The following is a 14,900-nucleotide window of genomic DNA, read 5'->3' on the forward strand; positions in this document are numbered from 1 at the left end:
ACACACAGCCGTGGCAACGAGCGTTGGCGGTCGACGTCTGCTCGTGCCGCATGGCGCGCGAAGTCGCCCAGGTCCTGTCGGGTAGCGGAGACACCAGGAAATGGTCAGCAAATGGCGCCACCGGTCCCAGAACCTGCGGTGTGAGAAATTCGAGAAGCTGCGGTGCTAGAAAGCGGAGATGACTTGCGAGCGTTCCCCGCGGGTAAGAGTGCTGATCAACGCTGACTGACCATGTCGGCGCTCGGCCAGGCGCACCAGCAGGTCGCGGACAGGCGCGAAGACTTCCTCCGGGAATGCCGGCGTCGGGACTTCAAGACTCAGCGCAAGGTCGTCGGTGTGAACGACGATCTCCAGCATGCGGGTAAGCAAGAAGTCATCCCGGCGCAAGGACCAACCTTGCCAGGGAATCAGGACCACATCAGCAGCGGTACGGCTTGCGAGCAGCGTCCGCAGCGTCGCGAGTGCCTCGTCGACTCGAGTCCTGAGCGCAGCTACGCCAAGCGCAGCCTCGGCCTCGTCCGTGGTGCGGTCGTTGACCGCGTCATCCGGAGAGCTCGACATCACCCATGCAGCGCGATGATAGTGCTCGTCGACCGAGTTCAGTGGTGGGATGTCGGTTGTAGCTTGGAGGAGTTCTGCGGCGCGCACCAGCTGCTGCCCCAGGTGGCAGGCTAGTGCTCCGACGGACATCTTTGGCAAGACGCTCTGCCGTAGCCATCGATCGGACACCTGGGCCTGTTGGATCAAATCCTCAACAATTTCCCCAGCGATCGGAAAGACCGCATCCCGGCGATCGGAAGTCGAATACACGGTACAAGTCTGGCATGTGCGCCTTTGCAACTCGACTGGGGTGGCGTCGGCGCTCGACCTGCACCCGACCAGACGCTGCTGATCTCGACATGGCTGACGGTACATCGGCGATGCCTGCCCTCGGCGACGATCCGGGTCGCGCCCGGCACGGCCAGGACCCCGTCGTACGGCGTGGTGTCGCCCATGAACCAGCCGCAAGCGGCCGCGTAGCGCCAACCCCGCTCAGCCACCCTGGCCGCGACGCCCGCGAACAAGAGCGCGGCGACCGGCCGGTTGCTCCAGACCCAGCCGTCAGGCAGCCGGAGCTGGAACAGACGGCCCACTCCGATGGAGTCGGTGAACAGCTCGAGTCGTTCGTCGGCCGGGTCCAGGACGGCCATCGTGAACGGCGGGGCCAGATCCAGGAATCGGCCGGGCGCCTGGAGAACTGCGCGCGCCAACCGCCCAGGGGCGTCGTTCAGCGGGACGTCGCCGACGATCCGCTCGTACCCGAGCGGCGCATGCAGACTCGCTACCCGGAGATCGCCGCTGTCCTGCCAGGAGGGTCAGAGGCAGTCGCGTTCGCGGCGATCCCAGACGTGCAGCCCGACCGTCTCCGCATCATGTCCCTGATGGACGGCCTCCTCACGCCAGAGGCCGCTGTAGTAGGCCTCGACCCGTCGGAGGCCCGCGGCAGCTCGCTGATTGTCGTCGGATCGATCGGAGACGTATGCAATCACAGTTTCCACAGTGCGGAGGATGCTAGCGCCGAAACGGCCGTGCGCACATATTTCGCGGGTAATTGAATTTTGTCGTGCTGTGTCACGGTGAGCAAGGAAGCAAAAACCCGGAGCGATGGAAAGTGGATCAGAGAATTTCCGTCAGAGGGTTTTCGACAATTCGAGGACAACCAGTTCTGTCCCGGTCTCTTCCTGGGCGGCGCGAGGTCGGTTTGTTGGCTCTTCACAGTCGACTCAGATCGGTCAACGGCGCACCCGATAGCGCAGGTGAAGCACCCGGTTGCCCTGAATCACCACGTCAGGATCCTCCAACAGGTGCTGCGCGTGGACCGACCCGAAGTAGCGCTTGCCGGACCCGAACACGACGGGTACGACGTCCATGCGCACCTCGTCGACCAGACCTGCGGCAAGCACCTGGCCACCGACGTCGCCGGCGGCGACCTCGACTATGCGGTCACCCGCAAGCTCCTGCGCCTTGGCCATGGCTGCCTCGACGCCGTCGACGAAGTGAAACGGCGCCGCGGGGTCCCAGCCCTCGGGCTCTGGCCGGTGCGTCACGACGACCATGTGGTCCATCCCGCCCGGAGGCTTCCCGTCCCAGCCGTCCGTCATGTCGAAGACGCGGCGGCCGACGACTGTCACCCCGATCTGGTCCCAGTACGGCCGAGTGTAGTCGTACGACGTCTGCGACACCTTCAGCACGCCGCTCTCGTCCAACGGCACGTCACCACTGGACAACCAGTCGAACAGCGGTCCGGGCTGGTCGTTCTCGTCCGCGACGAAGCCGTCCACCGACACCGAGCTGTACATGACCACCTTGCCCACGGGGCTCTCCTCTGCTCTGGGGTGCCCCCAAATTAGCGTGTTGTGAGCTGTCGCTCTTGTAAGAAATCAATCGGCCGGCAGCGGCCAGCCGTCCAGCGCGTGGCCGGGATATTCGGGCAGGAACCGCCGCCGGACTTCGACGTACCGGGTCGGCGTGAGCCCGGTGAACGCCCGGAACTCGTGCCCGAAGTGGGCCTGGTCGGCCCAAACCTGCTCTCCCGTCACCGGCCGGTCACACAGCCCGGCCGCGGGCATCGGCAGGAACGGCGCCGGCCCCCACGGCTTGAAGTGCATCGCCGACGCCCCGCACCGAAGACACTGTGCATTGTGATGAGCCGGTTTGTTGCTTGGGCACAGGGTGGTCGCTGCGGTCATCACCGCGGCGATCCGGAGCTACAAGAGGAACGGAACCATGGAGATCATCGGAGTCATCGTCGCGGGCATCATCATCGGCCTGCTCGGAAAGTTCGTCGCGCCCGGCAACAAGGACAACATCCCGATCTGGCTCACCATCCTGTGCGGGATCGGCGGGGTGATCATCGGATGGTTCGTCTACACCGCGTTCGGCGGCAACGGCAGCCCCGGCGTCGACTGGGTGCGCTGGCTCGTGGCCATCGCGATCGCGGCCATTCTGGTCGTCATCGCATCCACGCTGACCGGCCGGAACACGTCCGCGCGGAGCTGAACCACGCGGAAAGCTGCCGGGGTGTCAGCCGACACCCCGGCAGACCGTTGTCAGGCTCCAAGGCCCCACCGGTCGGCCTTGCCTAGAATCGGAGGCTGACTATTGGTCTGAGCGGGGGCAGGAGGTCGAGGGTGGACCTGACCGGCACGTTGGCGGAAGCGGACTGGGTGTCGCATCGGCCGGCGGTCTTCGGGGCGGCGTACCGGATTCTCGGGACCGTGACCGAGGCCGAGGACGTGACGCAGGACGTCTGGTTGCGGGCCGCTGACGCCGACCTGTCCGAGGTGCGCGACCTGCGGGCCTGGCTGGTCACGCTGGCCGCCCGGACGTCGTACAACGTGCTGAAGTCGGCGCGCGTACGGCGTGAGTCCTACGTCGGACCCTGGTTGCCCGAACCGCTGCTGACCGGGCCGGACACCGCCGACCAGGTGCTCACGGACGAGTCGGTGAGCACCGCGATGCTCGTGGTGATGGAGACGCTGACCCCCGCCGAACGCGTCGCACTGGTGCTCCACGACGTCTTCGACCTCCCGTTCGGCCGGATCGCCGAGGTGCTCGGCTCGACGCCTGCCGCCAGCCGCAAGCTCGCCTCCCGCGCGCGGGCGCGGGTCGCCGCGGTCGAGGAGCGGCCCCGGGCATCCAGGGCCGAGACCGAACGGGTGCTTCAGGCATTCAAAGCAGCGGCCGACGCCGGCGACATGGCCGGGCTGGTCGCGTTGCTCGACCCCGAGGCCGTCTACACCGCCGACGGCGGTGGCAAGGTGACCGCCGCACGGAAGCTGGTCACCGGTGCCGAGACGATCGCGCTGCTGACGGCCAGGCAGATCGAGCTCAGGCGTCCGGACGAGTCCCGGATCATCGAGGTGAACGGGCAGCCGGCGCTGGCGACGTACCGCGGCGGCAGGATCGTCTGGCTCGACACCGTGGAGCTCGCCGGCGGGCGGATCACGGCGTTCCGGCGACTGGTCAATCCCGACAAGCTGGCTCAGCTCGGTCACATCTGACGCCGCCGTGTTGTCTCCCTGCCGAACCCCCGATCCGCGGGGGGAGCGAGGCTGGGAGAGGACGAGAAAGTGGCACACGTTGTGATCATCGGGGGCGGTTTCGCGGGTGTGTGGAGCGCGGCGGGCGCAGCCCTCGCAGGCGGCGACGCGGACCTGCGCATCACGCTCATCGCGCCGAACGAGCAGCTGGTACTACGCCCTCGCCTGTACGAACCGGAGCCGGAGCTGGCCACGGTGGAACTCCGCCGGATCCTCGACCCGATCGGCGTCGAGCACGTGCGGGCGTCGGTCAGCACGATCGACACCGAGCGCCGCGTAGTGGTGGCCGACGGCAACGAGATCGGCTACGACCGGCTGGTGCTGGCGGCGGGCAGCAAGCTCGTTCAGCCCGAGGGTCTGCCCGGCGCGGAACGGCTCTTCGACATCGACACCCTGGACGGCGCCCGGCGGCTCACCGGCCGGCTGCGCGACCGCGATGATTACTCCGTCGTGGTCGTCGGCGCCGGGTTCGTCGGCCTGGAGGCCGCGACCGAACTGGCCGCCCGCGGCCGGGTGCTGCTGGTGGACCAGTCGGACGTCGTCGGAGCGCAGCTCGGCCCGGGACCGCGCGAGGTGATCGAGGCCGCGCTCGACGAACTGGGCGTCGAACGACGGCTCGCGACGACCGTGACCGAGGTCGGCGACGGGTACGCCGTACTGTCCGACGGCAGCCGGGTCGAGGCGGACGCCGTCGTCTGGTCCGTGGGGATGCGGGCCAGCGAGCTGACCCGTCAGATCTCCGCCGAGCTCGACGACCTCGGCCGGGTGCCGGTGGACCACCGGCTGCGTGCTCTTCCCGCGGTGTTCGTCGCCGGGGACACGGCCGCGGCGGCGTTCGACGCCGAGCACACGGTCATGCAGGCCTGCCAGCACGCCACTCCGCTCGGCAAGGTCGCCGGGTACAACGCGGCGGCCGACCTGCTCGACCTGCCGCTGCGCGACTTCACCCCAGGTCCGTACGTCACCTGCCTGGACCTCGGCGGTGCCGGTGGGGTCTTCACCCGGGGCTGGGATCGCAGGGTGATGGCGTCGGGCGCTGAGGGAGGGGCCGTCAAGAAGGGCATCAACCAGGCCATCCACCCGCCGGTCGACGACGCCGCGAAGATCCTCGCCGCCGCCGATCGCGTCTACCTCGAGCTGCCCTTCTTCCCTCGCGACGAGGAGCAGGACGCGCCGGCCGCGTGAGGCCGGCCGGCATCCGTCAAGTGACCAGTCTTCGTCCGGATTCCTAGTAAACCGGTCGTCCGACCGATATTTTTCCAGACATGCCACGAGTATCCGAGGAGTACCTCGAACAGCGCCGCCGCGAAGTCCTCGCGGCGGCGCGCGCCTGCTTCATCCGTAAGGGTTTCCACGCCACCTCCATGCGTGACGTGGTCCGGGAGGCCGAGCTGTCGGCGGGCGCGGTGTACCACTACTTCCCGAAGAAGAACGACCTGGTCACCGCCATCGCCCGGGAGAACCTCGCCGCGGTCGCCGACACCATCGAGCTGATGATGCACCGGACTCCGCTGCCCCCGCTGGACCAGGTGATCGGCGAGATCTTCACCGTCTTGCAGAACCACGACGACGCGATGGACGTGGCCCGCCTCGCCCTCCAGGTCTGGGGTGAGGCGGCCCGCTCGCCCGAGCTCGCGGTCCTGGTGCAGGCCCAGCTGTCGTTGATCCGCGAGGCCTTCACCCGCCTGGCCCGCGGTTACCGCCGCGAGGAACGGCTCGCAGCCGACGTTCCCGCCGAGGCGGTCGGCGCGGCGATGATGGCGCTGCTGCCGGGCTTCTTCCTGCAGCGCGTGATGCTGCCGGATGTCACCGCACAGACCCTGCAGAGCGGTCTCCAGGCGGTGCTCGCACCCTCACTCGCTCAGGAGTCAGGAGGTATGTCATGACCGTCCACGGCCGCCACGCCGCACTGCCCGGCCAGCCCAAGATCCCAGCGGTCGTCGCACTCTTGGTCTGCGCCCTGACCGTTGTCCTCATCGCCTTCACCTGGCCCGCCGTACGGTCCCAGCCCAGAGACGTGCCGATCGTCGTGGCCGGATCCGCGGAGGCCACCAGATTCGTTCTCATGACGCTCCAACTCGACGCACCGGGGGTGTTCGAGCCGACCGTGGTCTCCGACCGCAAGGCAGCGACGACGGCGATCGCGGGCCGGGACGCGTACGGCGCGATCCTCGTCGAGCCGAGTGGGACCGAGGTGCTCACCGCCAGCGCGGCCAGCCCCGCGGTTGCCCAACTGCTCTCACAGCTCGCCGACCGGCTCGGCGGTACCAGGGCCGGCCCGCCGCAGGTCACCGACGTCGTACCCGCTCCGGCCGACGACCCTCGGGGCGGAGGTCTGTCGGCGGGCGCGTTCCCCCTTCTCCTGGGTGGAATCGCCGGAAGCCTGGGACTGTCGCGGTTGCTGCGGTCCCCGGTGAAGCGACTGGCCGCAGGTACGGCGTTCTGCATCCTCGGCGGACTCGCCCTGACAACGGTCGACCAGTACTGGCTCGGAGCTCTGACCGGAGAGTTCTGGGCGAACGCCGGCGTAGTTGCCCTCGGCATCGGATCGATCGTGTTCACGTTGCTCGGCCTGGCGCGGCTCGGCGGGCTGCGGTCGTTCGGTCCCGGAGCGGCGTTCCTGCTGCTGGTCGGCAATCCCTTGTCCGGCCTCGCCAGTGCGCCGGAGCTGCTGCCGGCGGGCTGGGGCGCCTTCGGTCAGCTCCTGCCGCCCGGCGCGACGGGTTCGGCGCTGCGGTCCGTGGCCTTCTTCGACGGCGCCGACGCCGGGCGGCCGCTGATCGTCCTGGGCGTCTGGTGCCTCGGCGGACTCGCGCTCTTCTCGCTCGGCGCGTTCCGGCAGCACCTCGCCACGCGCGTACGACGCTCATCCGCAGCCCTCCCGCTCGGCGGCGAGCCGGCCCGGACCGCGGCACAGTAGGTTTCGATCATGTTGTTCGGCCGGAGCCGGGAGCTGCAACGGATCGATCGCTTGGTCGCGGACCTGGTGGACGGAGTTCCGGGCCACCTGGTGATTCGTGGCGAGGTCGGCTCCGGCAGGTCCGTGCTGCTGGACCACGCCGCCGGCTGCGGTGGCGACGACGTACAGGTGCTTCGCGGGTACGGCGTACAGAGCGAGGCCGAGCTGCCCTTCGCCGGCCTCTACCAGCTCCTCCGCCCGCTGCTCGATCGCGTCGACGATCTGCCGGAGCCGCAGGCACTGGCGCTGCGTGGTGCCTTCGGTGTGATCCCCTCCGGCGAGGTGGACCGGATGCTGGTGGGACTCGGTGCGCTGACCCTGTTGTCCGAGGCCGTGGAAGAGCGTCCGCTGCTCTGCCTGATCGACGATGCTCAGTGGCTGGACGAACCATCGGCCGACACGCTGCGGTTCGTCGCAGGTCGGCTGGTGGCCGAGCGGATCGGGCTGCTGTTCGCCGTTCGGGATCAGGAGACGGTCTGGTTTCCGGCCGCGCCTGAGGTCAGGCTGGCCGGTCTCGACAGCGCCGCCGCGACCGCACTGCTGGCGCAGCGTCATCCCGACCTGACCGGCGACGTGATCCGGCGCGTGATCGAGGAGACCTCGGCGAACCCGCTGGCGCTGACGGAGCTCCCGGCCGCATTGTCTCCCGCACAGCGAGCCGGGATCGAGCCACTTGCCGGGCCGCTGCCATTGCCCGAGCGGCTGCAGGCGATCTATCAGGGCCAACTGCACAAGCTGCCTGAGTCGACCAGGGCCATCCTCCTCCTCAGTGCGGCGGAGGAGAGTTGTGACCTCGCGGTCGTACTGCGAGCGGCCCGCCGGTGCGGCCTGGATCCGGCATCCCTTCAGCCGGCTGAGGCTGCCGGTTTGGTACGGACCGAGGATGCTGTCAGCGGCCGGCGGATCGTGTTCCGCCATCCATTGCTGCGCGCGGCGGTCTACAACGCAGCCAGGGTGAGCGATCGTATCGACGCGCATCGCAGGCTTGCGGGCGTGCTGGACCCGGAACTCGAGCCCGATCGGCGAGCCTGGCATCTTGCGGCGACCGTCACCGGCCCCGATGAGCGGATTGCGGCGGAGCTCGACCGCTGCGCGCAGCGGGCCTTGCAGCGTGGCGGGCCGGGCACCGCGTCCACTGCCTTCGAGAAGGCAGCCTGGTTGACCGAATCGACGAGCGAGCGCGCGAGCCGCCTGTCCGCGGCGGCACAGGCCGCGAACCTCGCCGGGCAGCCCGGCCGCGCCGAACGACTCGTTGTCCAGTCGGACCGGCTGTCCACCGATCCGCTGCTGCGGGCTCGCAACCGCCGGGTCAGCGCGAGCATCAGCTTCGACAGCGGCTCGCCCATGACGACGCACACGCTGCTGCTGATGGATATCGGCGAGATCGCCGCTGCGGACCCCGAACTCGCAGCCCTGCTGCTGGTCGACGCGGTGCGGAATGCCTGGTTCGCCAACGACCGCGGCTGGTCGCGGGAGGCCGTCCGTGAGCTGCATACCCTGCACCTTCCGGCCGGCAGCCCGACGCGGTCGGCTGTGCGCGTGGTGCTCGAGTTGTCGGATCGGCTCGAGGTCCTGACCGGAGGCGAGCCGCTTGGCCTCCCGGCGTCGTACGACGCAGCTGCCGAGAGCCGCTCACCGGCGGAGTTGGTGCTGCAAGCGGCCGCCGACCTGTCGCTGGCCGATGACGACGCGGCGCTCGTCGCGGCCGAAACCGCGGTGCGAGTCTGCCGGACAAGCGGTCAGCTCGGTCTGCTCGTGCTGTCACTGCAGATCCTGGCCACTGTCGAGCTGCTGACCGGCCGCTACCGCTATGCCCGGGCGAACGCGACCGAAGGCCTGGAGTTGTCGACCGTGCTCGGACAGCAGAACCGGACCTGCCACTTCGAGGCGCTGCTCGCCTGGCTGGAAGCGGTGACCGGCGATGCGGAACGCTGTCGGCACCTGGCGAGCCACGCGCTGGGCCACGCCGAGGTGCACCGGGTGGCGCCGGTGGTGGCGATCGGCCGGTGGGCGCTGTGCCTGTGCGATCTCGGTCGCGGCCGGCCCGAGGAAGCGCTGGAGTTGCCGATCTTCCAGGAAACCAGGACGGCCGAGCACCCGTTGATCTCGGTTCGGCAGATGCCCGACCTCATCGAGGCAGCGGCCCGGATCGATCGTCGTGAGGACGTCATCGACCGGCTGGCCCGGCTCAGCGCGTGGGCGACCGACAGCGGCCGGCCCGCCGCTCGTGCGGTCGAGCTGCGCTGCCGTGCACTCCTGGCCGACGACGACACGACCACGGGCAAGCTGTACCAACAGGCGCTGGAGATGCACGACGCAGCGACCCGCGGGGGTCAGCCCAGACCGTTCGACCGAGCACGAACCCAGCTTCTGTACGGCGAATGGCTGCGACGGCAACGTCGTCCTGCCGAGGCCAGGATCCCGTTGCGGGCCGCCGCCGGCACGTTCGATCAGCTCGGTGCGGCGCCATGGAGCGATCGAGCCGCGAGCGAGCTCAGGGCAGCGGGGGTCACCGGCCGTGCGGTGCGAGCTCCGCTGCTCGACAGTCTCACCCCACAGGAAGTGCAGGTCGTCCGGTTGGCTCGGCAGGGGGCGAACAACCGGGAGATCGGCGCCCGGCTCTTCCTGAGCCCTCGCACGGTCGCCTACCACCTTCAGAAGGTCTACCGGAAGCTGTCGATCCGGTCCCGGATCGAACTCACCCACTTGCCTCTCGACACGCCGCCGGACGACTGAGGACCAGTCATCCGGCAGATGCCTCCGAGCGACCGGATCCCTAGCGTCTCAACCATGCGGAGAAGCCCAGAACAGCCGGCGACGACAGAAGTCCGGTCCCTGAAGTTCGGAGTCGAAACCCCCACCTGCCTGGCCGGGATGATGTATCCAACCCCGTTCGCGACTGCTCAAGACGTGATCCGGGTAGCGCTGGAGGCCGAGCAGCTCGGGTACTACGACGTCGGCGGCAACGATCACCTGAGCACCATGCGCTTCATCCGGGAGGCATGGACGGAGCCGCCGGACTTCTACGAGCCGTTGATCACCTTGTCGAACATCGCTGCCAGGACGTCGGTGATCCGGCTCACCACCGGAATCCTGGTCCTGCCGATGCGTGATCCGGTCCTGCTCGCGAAGCAGGTCGCCACGCTCGACCAGCTCAGCAACGGCCGGGTGATCCTCGGGGTCGCGGTCGGCGGGTATCGCGACGAGTTCGAGGGCGTTGTCCCCGACCTCGCCGATGCCTCGCGGGCCGTGGTGGCCGCGGAGGGCATCGAAGCGCTCCGGGGCCTGTGGAACGACCGGCGCTTCTCGTACGCCGGCAAGTATCGGCGCTTCGACGACGTGGAGTCGTATCCGAAGCCGGTGCAGAACCCGTTGCCGATCTACTCCGGCGGCAACGTGGAGGGCTCGCTGCGCCGCGCGGGTGAACTGTGCGACGGCTGGCTTCCGGCGAAGGTCGGCCCGGACAAGATTCGCGCCGGGCGGGAGAAGGTCGCGGCGTACGCCCGCGCGGCCGGACGTGACCCGTCGGAGATCGTCACCGCGCTGCAGTCGGTCGTCTGCCTGGGCGACACCCGGGATCAAGTTCGCGAGCGGTTCGAACGGTCCGCGTTCGACCTGTTCCGCAGGTCGCTCGGTACGACGATGACCAAAGGGATAAGCCTGGACGCCTACTTCGACGCGAACCTGATCGGTACGCCGGACGAGGTGTGCGCCAAGGTCGAGGCCTACCGCGAGGCCGGGCTGGAGCATTTCTGCGCGACCCTGTTCGTCGGCACCACGGTCGACGAACTGATCGACCAGATGCGCCTCTTCGCCCGGGACGTGATGCCCGCCTTCCAGTCCACCCAGCCGAAGTAGACGTCCTTGCCTCGGCCGGGGTTACGGGACGTCTGGTGGTTCACAGCGGGGCGTGAAGTTCGACCACCGTACCGTGCGGGTGGTTCGGTGTGACCTCGATTGATCCGCCGACGGCAGTGGCGCGGTCCTCGAGGTTCTGGAGTCCGCTTCGCCGGCCGGCCGCGGAGATGCCGATGCCATTGTCGGCGACCCGAAGTGTCGCGCCCTGGCCCGTCACGGTCAGGTCGACTCTGACGTCGGAGGCCTGGGCGTGGCGTACGACGTTCGACAGCGATTCCCGCAGCGTCGCAAGGATCTGGGGCCGGGCGTCGTCCGGTATGGCGGTGTCGATCGGGCCGGTGCAGGTGAGGTGTGGACGGAAGCCGAGCGGTTGGGTGTAGTCGTTGACCAGTGCGTAGACGTCGGCGCGCAACGAGCTCTGGTCGGGCTGGTGGTGAAGTTCGAAGATCGCGCCGCGCAGGTCATGGATGGTGGAGTCGATGTCCTCGACCGCGCGGCTGATCCGTTGCTGGGCGTCGGGACCGACCAGCCGGTGCATGCCCTGCAGTTGCAGACCGGTGGCGAAGAGCCGCTGAATGACCAGGTCGTGCAGGTCCCGCGCGATGCGGTCGCGGTCCTCCAGGACGGCGAGCGTCGACTGATCGCGCTGGGCCTGTTTGCGGTCGAGGGCCAGAGTGACCTGGTTGGCGAACATCCGCACCAGATCGGTGCCCGGCGTCACCCCCAGCACCGCGCCCTGGGCGGCTGCGACGGCGAGGAGACCACCGGTGCTGTGGCTGCCTGGTGGGAGGGGCGCGAGGATGGTGCGGCCGACCAGTTCGAGCTCCGGTACCTCCGTCAGCAGACCGGCCTCCTTCGCCAGCTCGGCGACGTCCTCGATCACGACCTGCTCATCACCCTGGAGCGCGTCGGCCAGCACCGGCAGGTTCGCCGGGAAACGGCGGCCGATGTAGCGCTGGAAGTCCGGTGGAGAATCGACGGCCTGGACGACCAGATCATCGCCATCGACCAGCAGGATCACCCCTACCAGCGAGCGAGACACCTCGCGAGCGCGGCTCGCGATCAGCTGCAGCGCCTCCTGGGGGTCGAAGTCGTCCAGCATCAGCTGGGTGATCTCGGCGGTCACCTCGTGCCAGCGGCGTCGGCGTTCGGTGTCGGCGTACAGGCGGGCATTGTCGATCACCACTCCGGCCGCCGCGGCCAGTGCCGTCACCGCGTGTTCGTCGTCGTCGGTGAAGTCGGCGCCTTCGGCCTTCTCCGTCAGGTACAGGTTGCCGAAGATGCGATCCCCGCTCCGGATCGGTACACCGAGGAAGCTCTTCATCGGCGGATGATTGGCGGGGAATCCGTAGGACTGCGGATGCTCGGACAGGTCGTCCAGCCGCAGTGCCTCGGGATGTTCGATCAGCAGTCCGAGAATCCCGTGCCCTTCCGGGTAGGGGCCGATCTCGGCGATCTGGTCCGCGGCGATGCCGCGGGTGATGAACCGCGAGAGTCGTTCGCCGTCACGCCGCACGACGCCGAGCGCACCGTAGCGGGCGCCGACCAGCTCACAGGCCGCGGCGACGATCCGGTCCAGCGTGCTGTTCAGATCCAGATCCGCACCGATCCCCACGACAGCGTCGAGCAACGCGCGCAGGCGCTCCTGGGAGGCCAGGATCTCGTCGACCCGGACCAGAAGTTCCTGGAGCAATGCGTCGAGCCGCACCCGGGACAACCCGGTGAACTCTAGGGCGCCTTCGTCCCACGTATGCCGACCGCCGGCCACCGGGTGGGTCATGTACCCACACTACGTAGACCGTCAATCCCCGCGAGTCGCTCGCAGCGGCCGGAGCCCGGTCGAACATGCCGTCCGGCCCCTGCGCCGAGGGCCGGACGACTCTGCGCTGCGCGCTCCTGACGGAACAGGCTCTAGATAGCCGGGAGGAGGCAGGATGAACAGCTGGACACGGACCGGACCGGTCGTGGTCGAGGTCGACGGCAGCAGCGATGGGCTGCGCGTAGTCGACTACGCCGCTCAGGACGCGCTTCATGCCGGCGCCGACCTGGTCCTCGTCGCGCCGTTCTACAACTACGGCACCTACCCGCCGATGACGCCTCCGCATCAGCAGGCATCGCCTTCGGAGGACGCGGCGGCGGCGCTGCGGGATGCGGCCGACCAGGTGAGGCGCCGGTACGGCCGAGACCTGGTGATCAAGAACATTGCGATGGAAGGGTCGCGCCTCAAGGTCCTGCGAACGGCCGCTCGCGAGGCCCGGGTCCTGGTGGTCGGGCGAGACCACGACAACGGACCGGCCGCACTGATCTCCGCGCAGGGCAACCTCGCCCTGGCCGGACATTTGCGGTGCCCGGTGATCGTGGTCCCGACCCCTTGGAAGTCGAATCCGGCCGAGCACAGCATCGCTGTGGGGATCGACGGCACACCGTTGTCGCTCGCGGCCGTCGAGTTCGCCTTCCGGACCGCCGCGGACCGCCGCGCCGGGCTGACGGTGGTCCACTCCCACCACCTGCCCTATCGACTGCCGGCCGACGACGCCTGGACGGAGCGTGCCGGCCTGACGGTCGCCGAGACGCTGGCCGGATGGGACGAGGAGTTCCCGCAGGTGAAGGTCACCCGCCTCCTCACGACCCGGCCGGTCGTGGCCGCGCTGGCCAGGGAGAGTGAACACGCCGCCCTGATCATCGTCGGCGCGCACGCCGGTCCGCTGCCCATCGGCGATCCCGTCGCCCGCCGGACCATCGCGGAGCTGCCCTGCCCGGTCGCCATCGTGGCCCACCACGTCACATCGGCCGAGCGCGACCAGCAGCGCCGGGAGATCCCCGGCCGGCTCGACACCTTCGCTCCGATCACCTGAGAGACACGCGCCGTCCGCGGGGGACAGTCGGAGTCACTCGCCGGTGAGTGGGGCGCCCGGGTCCTTGCCGCGGAAGTAGACGTCGTCGCCGAAGGTGGCGGGGACCTTGCCGAGCGACTGGATGATTGCCTTGAACATCTCGCACCATCCTTGGCCTCTGCTTGACCAGATGCCCGGCGGCGCGGATTTGTTACGGGAGCGTGTGACCGGCGGCGGTGAACAAGCGGTACCACTCCTCGCGAGTGAGGTCGACGGTCGCGCCCGCGGCGGCTTCGCGGAGGCGGGCGGGGTTCGTGGTGCCGACGACGATCTGCATGCGGGCGGGGTGGCGGGCGATCCAGGCGACGGCGATCGCGGTGGGTGTGGTGCCGTGGTCGTGGGCGAGTTGGTCGAGGGCGTCGTTGAGGTCGGGGTAGTTCTCCCGGTCGCCGAGGAACACCCCACCCGGCGGCGGCTTCTGGAGGGATCCCCAGGTCTGGATGGTGATGTCCTTCAGCCGGCTGTAGTCGAGGACGCCGAGATCGCGGTCGGCGGACTGGTCGAGGCCGGTGATGTTGGCGGCCAGGCCCTGCGCGACGAGCGCGGCGTTCGCCACGCTGAACTGCAGCTGGTTGACGACGAGTGGTTGCCGGACCGACCTGGCCAGCAGCTCCAGCTGCGCGGGCGTGTGGTTCGAGACGCCGAACGCCGCGACCTTGCCGCCGGCGTGGAGTTCGTCGAACGCGGCGGCGACCTCGTCAGGTTCGACCAGCGTGTCCGGGCGGTGGATCAGCAACAGGTCCAGGTAGTCGGTCCGCAGCGCCGCCAGGGACTGCTCGACGCTCGACACGATGTGCGCGCGGGACGAGTCGAAGAAGCCGGCCCGGATGCCCACCTTGGACTGGATGGTCACCTGGTCCCGCTCCGAACTCGGGACCGGCTGGGCCTCGCCGTACCGCTGCTCGCAGCCGTGCGGGCCGCCGTAGATGTCCGCGTGATCGAACATCGTCACCCCGGCGTCCCGCGCCGCGCCGACGAGCTCGCGGATCTCGCCGTCGCTGAGCTGCTTGATCCGCATCAGCCCCAGCACAATCCGCGACACGACCATTCCGGCCCCGGTCAACTCGACGGTCTCCACTACTGCCTCCTGGTGAGATCGATACCAGG

At 69.0% G+C, this 14,900-nt stretch carries 15 protein-coding genes; 8 read left to right on the forward strand and 7 right to left on the reverse strand.

Going from position 1 to position 14,900, the window contains the following annotated elements; translation table 11 throughout:
• Nucleotides 1-165: 165 nt before the first annotated feature.
• From OG555_RS20915 to OG555_RS20935, 5 genes are all read right to left on the reverse strand, one after another.
• Nucleotides 166-810 (reverse strand): maleylpyruvate isomerase N-terminal domain-containing protein, encoded by a 645-nt coding sequence (locus tag OG555_RS20915; protein WP_329484606.1) that lies wholly within the window; start codon nucleotides 808-810, stop codon nucleotides 166-168.
• The gene (locus OG555_RS20920; RefSeq protein WP_329484607.1) at nucleotides 744-1,250 is read right to left on the reverse strand and encodes a hypothetical protein; all 507 of its coding nucleotides are present in this window, start codon (nucleotides 1,248-1,250) and stop codon (nucleotides 744-746) included. Before OG555_RS20920 ends, OG555_RS20915 begins: the two co-directional genes overlap by 67 nt.
• Before the next feature lie 105 nt (nucleotides 1,251-1,355).
• Complete coding sequence (locus OG555_RS20925) at nucleotides 1,356-1,538, reverse strand: hypothetical protein (protein WP_329484608.1); 183 nt, start codon at nucleotides 1,536-1,538, stop codon at nucleotides 1,356-1,358.
• Nucleotides 1,539-1,772: 234 nt separating this feature from the next.
• Nucleotides 1,773-2,354 (reverse strand): dihydrofolate reductase family protein, encoded by a 582-nt coding sequence (locus tag OG555_RS20930; RefSeq protein WP_329484609.1) that lies wholly within the window; start codon nucleotides 2,352-2,354, stop codon nucleotides 1,773-1,775.
• Between the two features lie 66 nt (nucleotides 2,355-2,420).
• Complete coding sequence (locus OG555_RS20935) at nucleotides 2,421-2,648, reverse strand: hypothetical protein (RefSeq protein WP_329484610.1); 228 nt, start codon at nucleotides 2,646-2,648, stop codon at nucleotides 2,421-2,423.
• 118 nt (nucleotides 2,649-2,766) lie between these two features.
• On the opposite strand from OG555_RS20935, the gene OG555_RS20940 reads away from it, so the two are divergent.
• The 7 genes from OG555_RS20940 to OG555_RS20970 all read left to right on the forward strand — a co-directional run bounded on the left by OG555_RS20940 (nucleotide 2,767) and on the right by OG555_RS20970 (nucleotide 10,899).
• The gene (locus OG555_RS20940) at nucleotides 2,767-3,039 is read left to right on the forward strand and encodes a GlsB/YeaQ/YmgE family stress response membrane protein (protein WP_328523705.1); all 273 of its coding nucleotides are present in this window, start codon (nucleotides 2,767-2,769) and stop codon (nucleotides 3,037-3,039) included.
• Between the two features lie 131 nt (nucleotides 3,040-3,170).
• On the forward strand, nucleotides 3,171-4,043 hold the full coding sequence (gene sigJ / locus OG555_RS20945; protein ID WP_329484611.1) for an RNA polymerase sigma factor SigJ: 873 nt from the start codon (nucleotides 3,171-3,173) through the stop codon (nucleotides 4,041-4,043).
• A 69-nt stretch (nucleotides 4,044-4,112) separates the two neighbouring features.
• Nucleotides 4,113-5,267: an NAD(P)/FAD-dependent oxidoreductase gene (locus OG555_RS20950; protein WP_329484612.1), complete on the forward strand. Its 1,155-nt coding sequence runs from the start codon at nucleotides 4,113-4,115 to the stop codon at nucleotides 5,265-5,267.
• 80 nt (nucleotides 5,268-5,347) lie between these two features.
• Nucleotides 5,348-5,968, forward strand: a complete 621-nt coding sequence (locus tag OG555_RS20955) for a TetR/AcrR family transcriptional regulator (RefSeq protein ID WP_329484613.1) — start codon at nucleotides 5,348-5,350, stop codon at nucleotides 5,966-5,968.
• The gene (locus tag OG555_RS20960; protein ID WP_329484614.1) at nucleotides 5,965-7,002 is read left to right on the forward strand and encodes a hypothetical protein; all 1,038 of its coding nucleotides are present in this window, start codon (nucleotides 5,965-5,967) and stop codon (nucleotides 7,000-7,002) included. Before OG555_RS20955 ends, OG555_RS20960 begins: the two co-directional genes overlap by 4 nt.
• Before the next feature lie 9 nt (nucleotides 7,003-7,011).
• Nucleotides 7,012-9,777 carry an AAA family ATPase gene (locus tag OG555_RS20965; RefSeq protein ID WP_329484615.1) on the forward strand — a complete coding sequence of 922 codons (2,766 nt, stop codon included), beginning with the start codon at nucleotides 7,012-7,014 and terminating at the stop codon, nucleotides 9,775-9,777.
• Nucleotides 9,778-9,831: 54 nt separating this feature from the next.
• Nucleotides 9,832-10,899, forward strand: coding sequence for an LLM class flavin-dependent oxidoreductase (locus OG555_RS20970; protein ID WP_329484616.1), 1,068 nt, complete (start codon nucleotides 9,832-9,834; stop codon nucleotides 10,897-10,899).
• 40 nt (nucleotides 10,900-10,939) lie between these two features.
• Here the strand turns inward: OG555_RS20970 and OG555_RS20975 are convergent, their stop codons facing one another.
• The gene (locus tag OG555_RS20975; RefSeq protein ID WP_329484618.1) at nucleotides 10,940-12,679 is read right to left on the reverse strand and encodes a sensor histidine kinase; all 1,740 of its coding nucleotides are present in this window, start codon (nucleotides 12,677-12,679) and stop codon (nucleotides 10,940-10,942) included.
• Between the two features lie 154 nt (nucleotides 12,680-12,833).
• Here OG555_RS20975 and OG555_RS20980 point away from each other — a divergent pair, with 154 nt between their 5' ends.
• Nucleotides 12,834-13,754, forward strand: a complete 921-nt coding sequence (locus tag OG555_RS20980; RefSeq protein WP_329484619.1) for a universal stress protein — start codon at nucleotides 12,834-12,836, stop codon at nucleotides 13,752-13,754.
• 190 nt (nucleotides 13,755-13,944) lie between these two features.
• Here OG555_RS20980 and OG555_RS20985 read toward each other — a convergent pair whose 3' ends face one another.
• Entirely contained in the window at nucleotides 13,945-14,871 is a 927-nt protein-coding gene (locus tag OG555_RS20985; RefSeq protein ID WP_329484620.1) for an aldo/keto reductase, read from the reverse strand.
• Nucleotides 14,872-14,900 lie beyond the last annotated feature (29 nt).

It is taken from the genome of Kribbella sp. NBC_01484, assembly GCF_036227145.1.
Lineage (GTDB): Bacteria > Actinomycetota > Actinomycetes > Propionibacteriales > Kribbellaceae > Kribbella.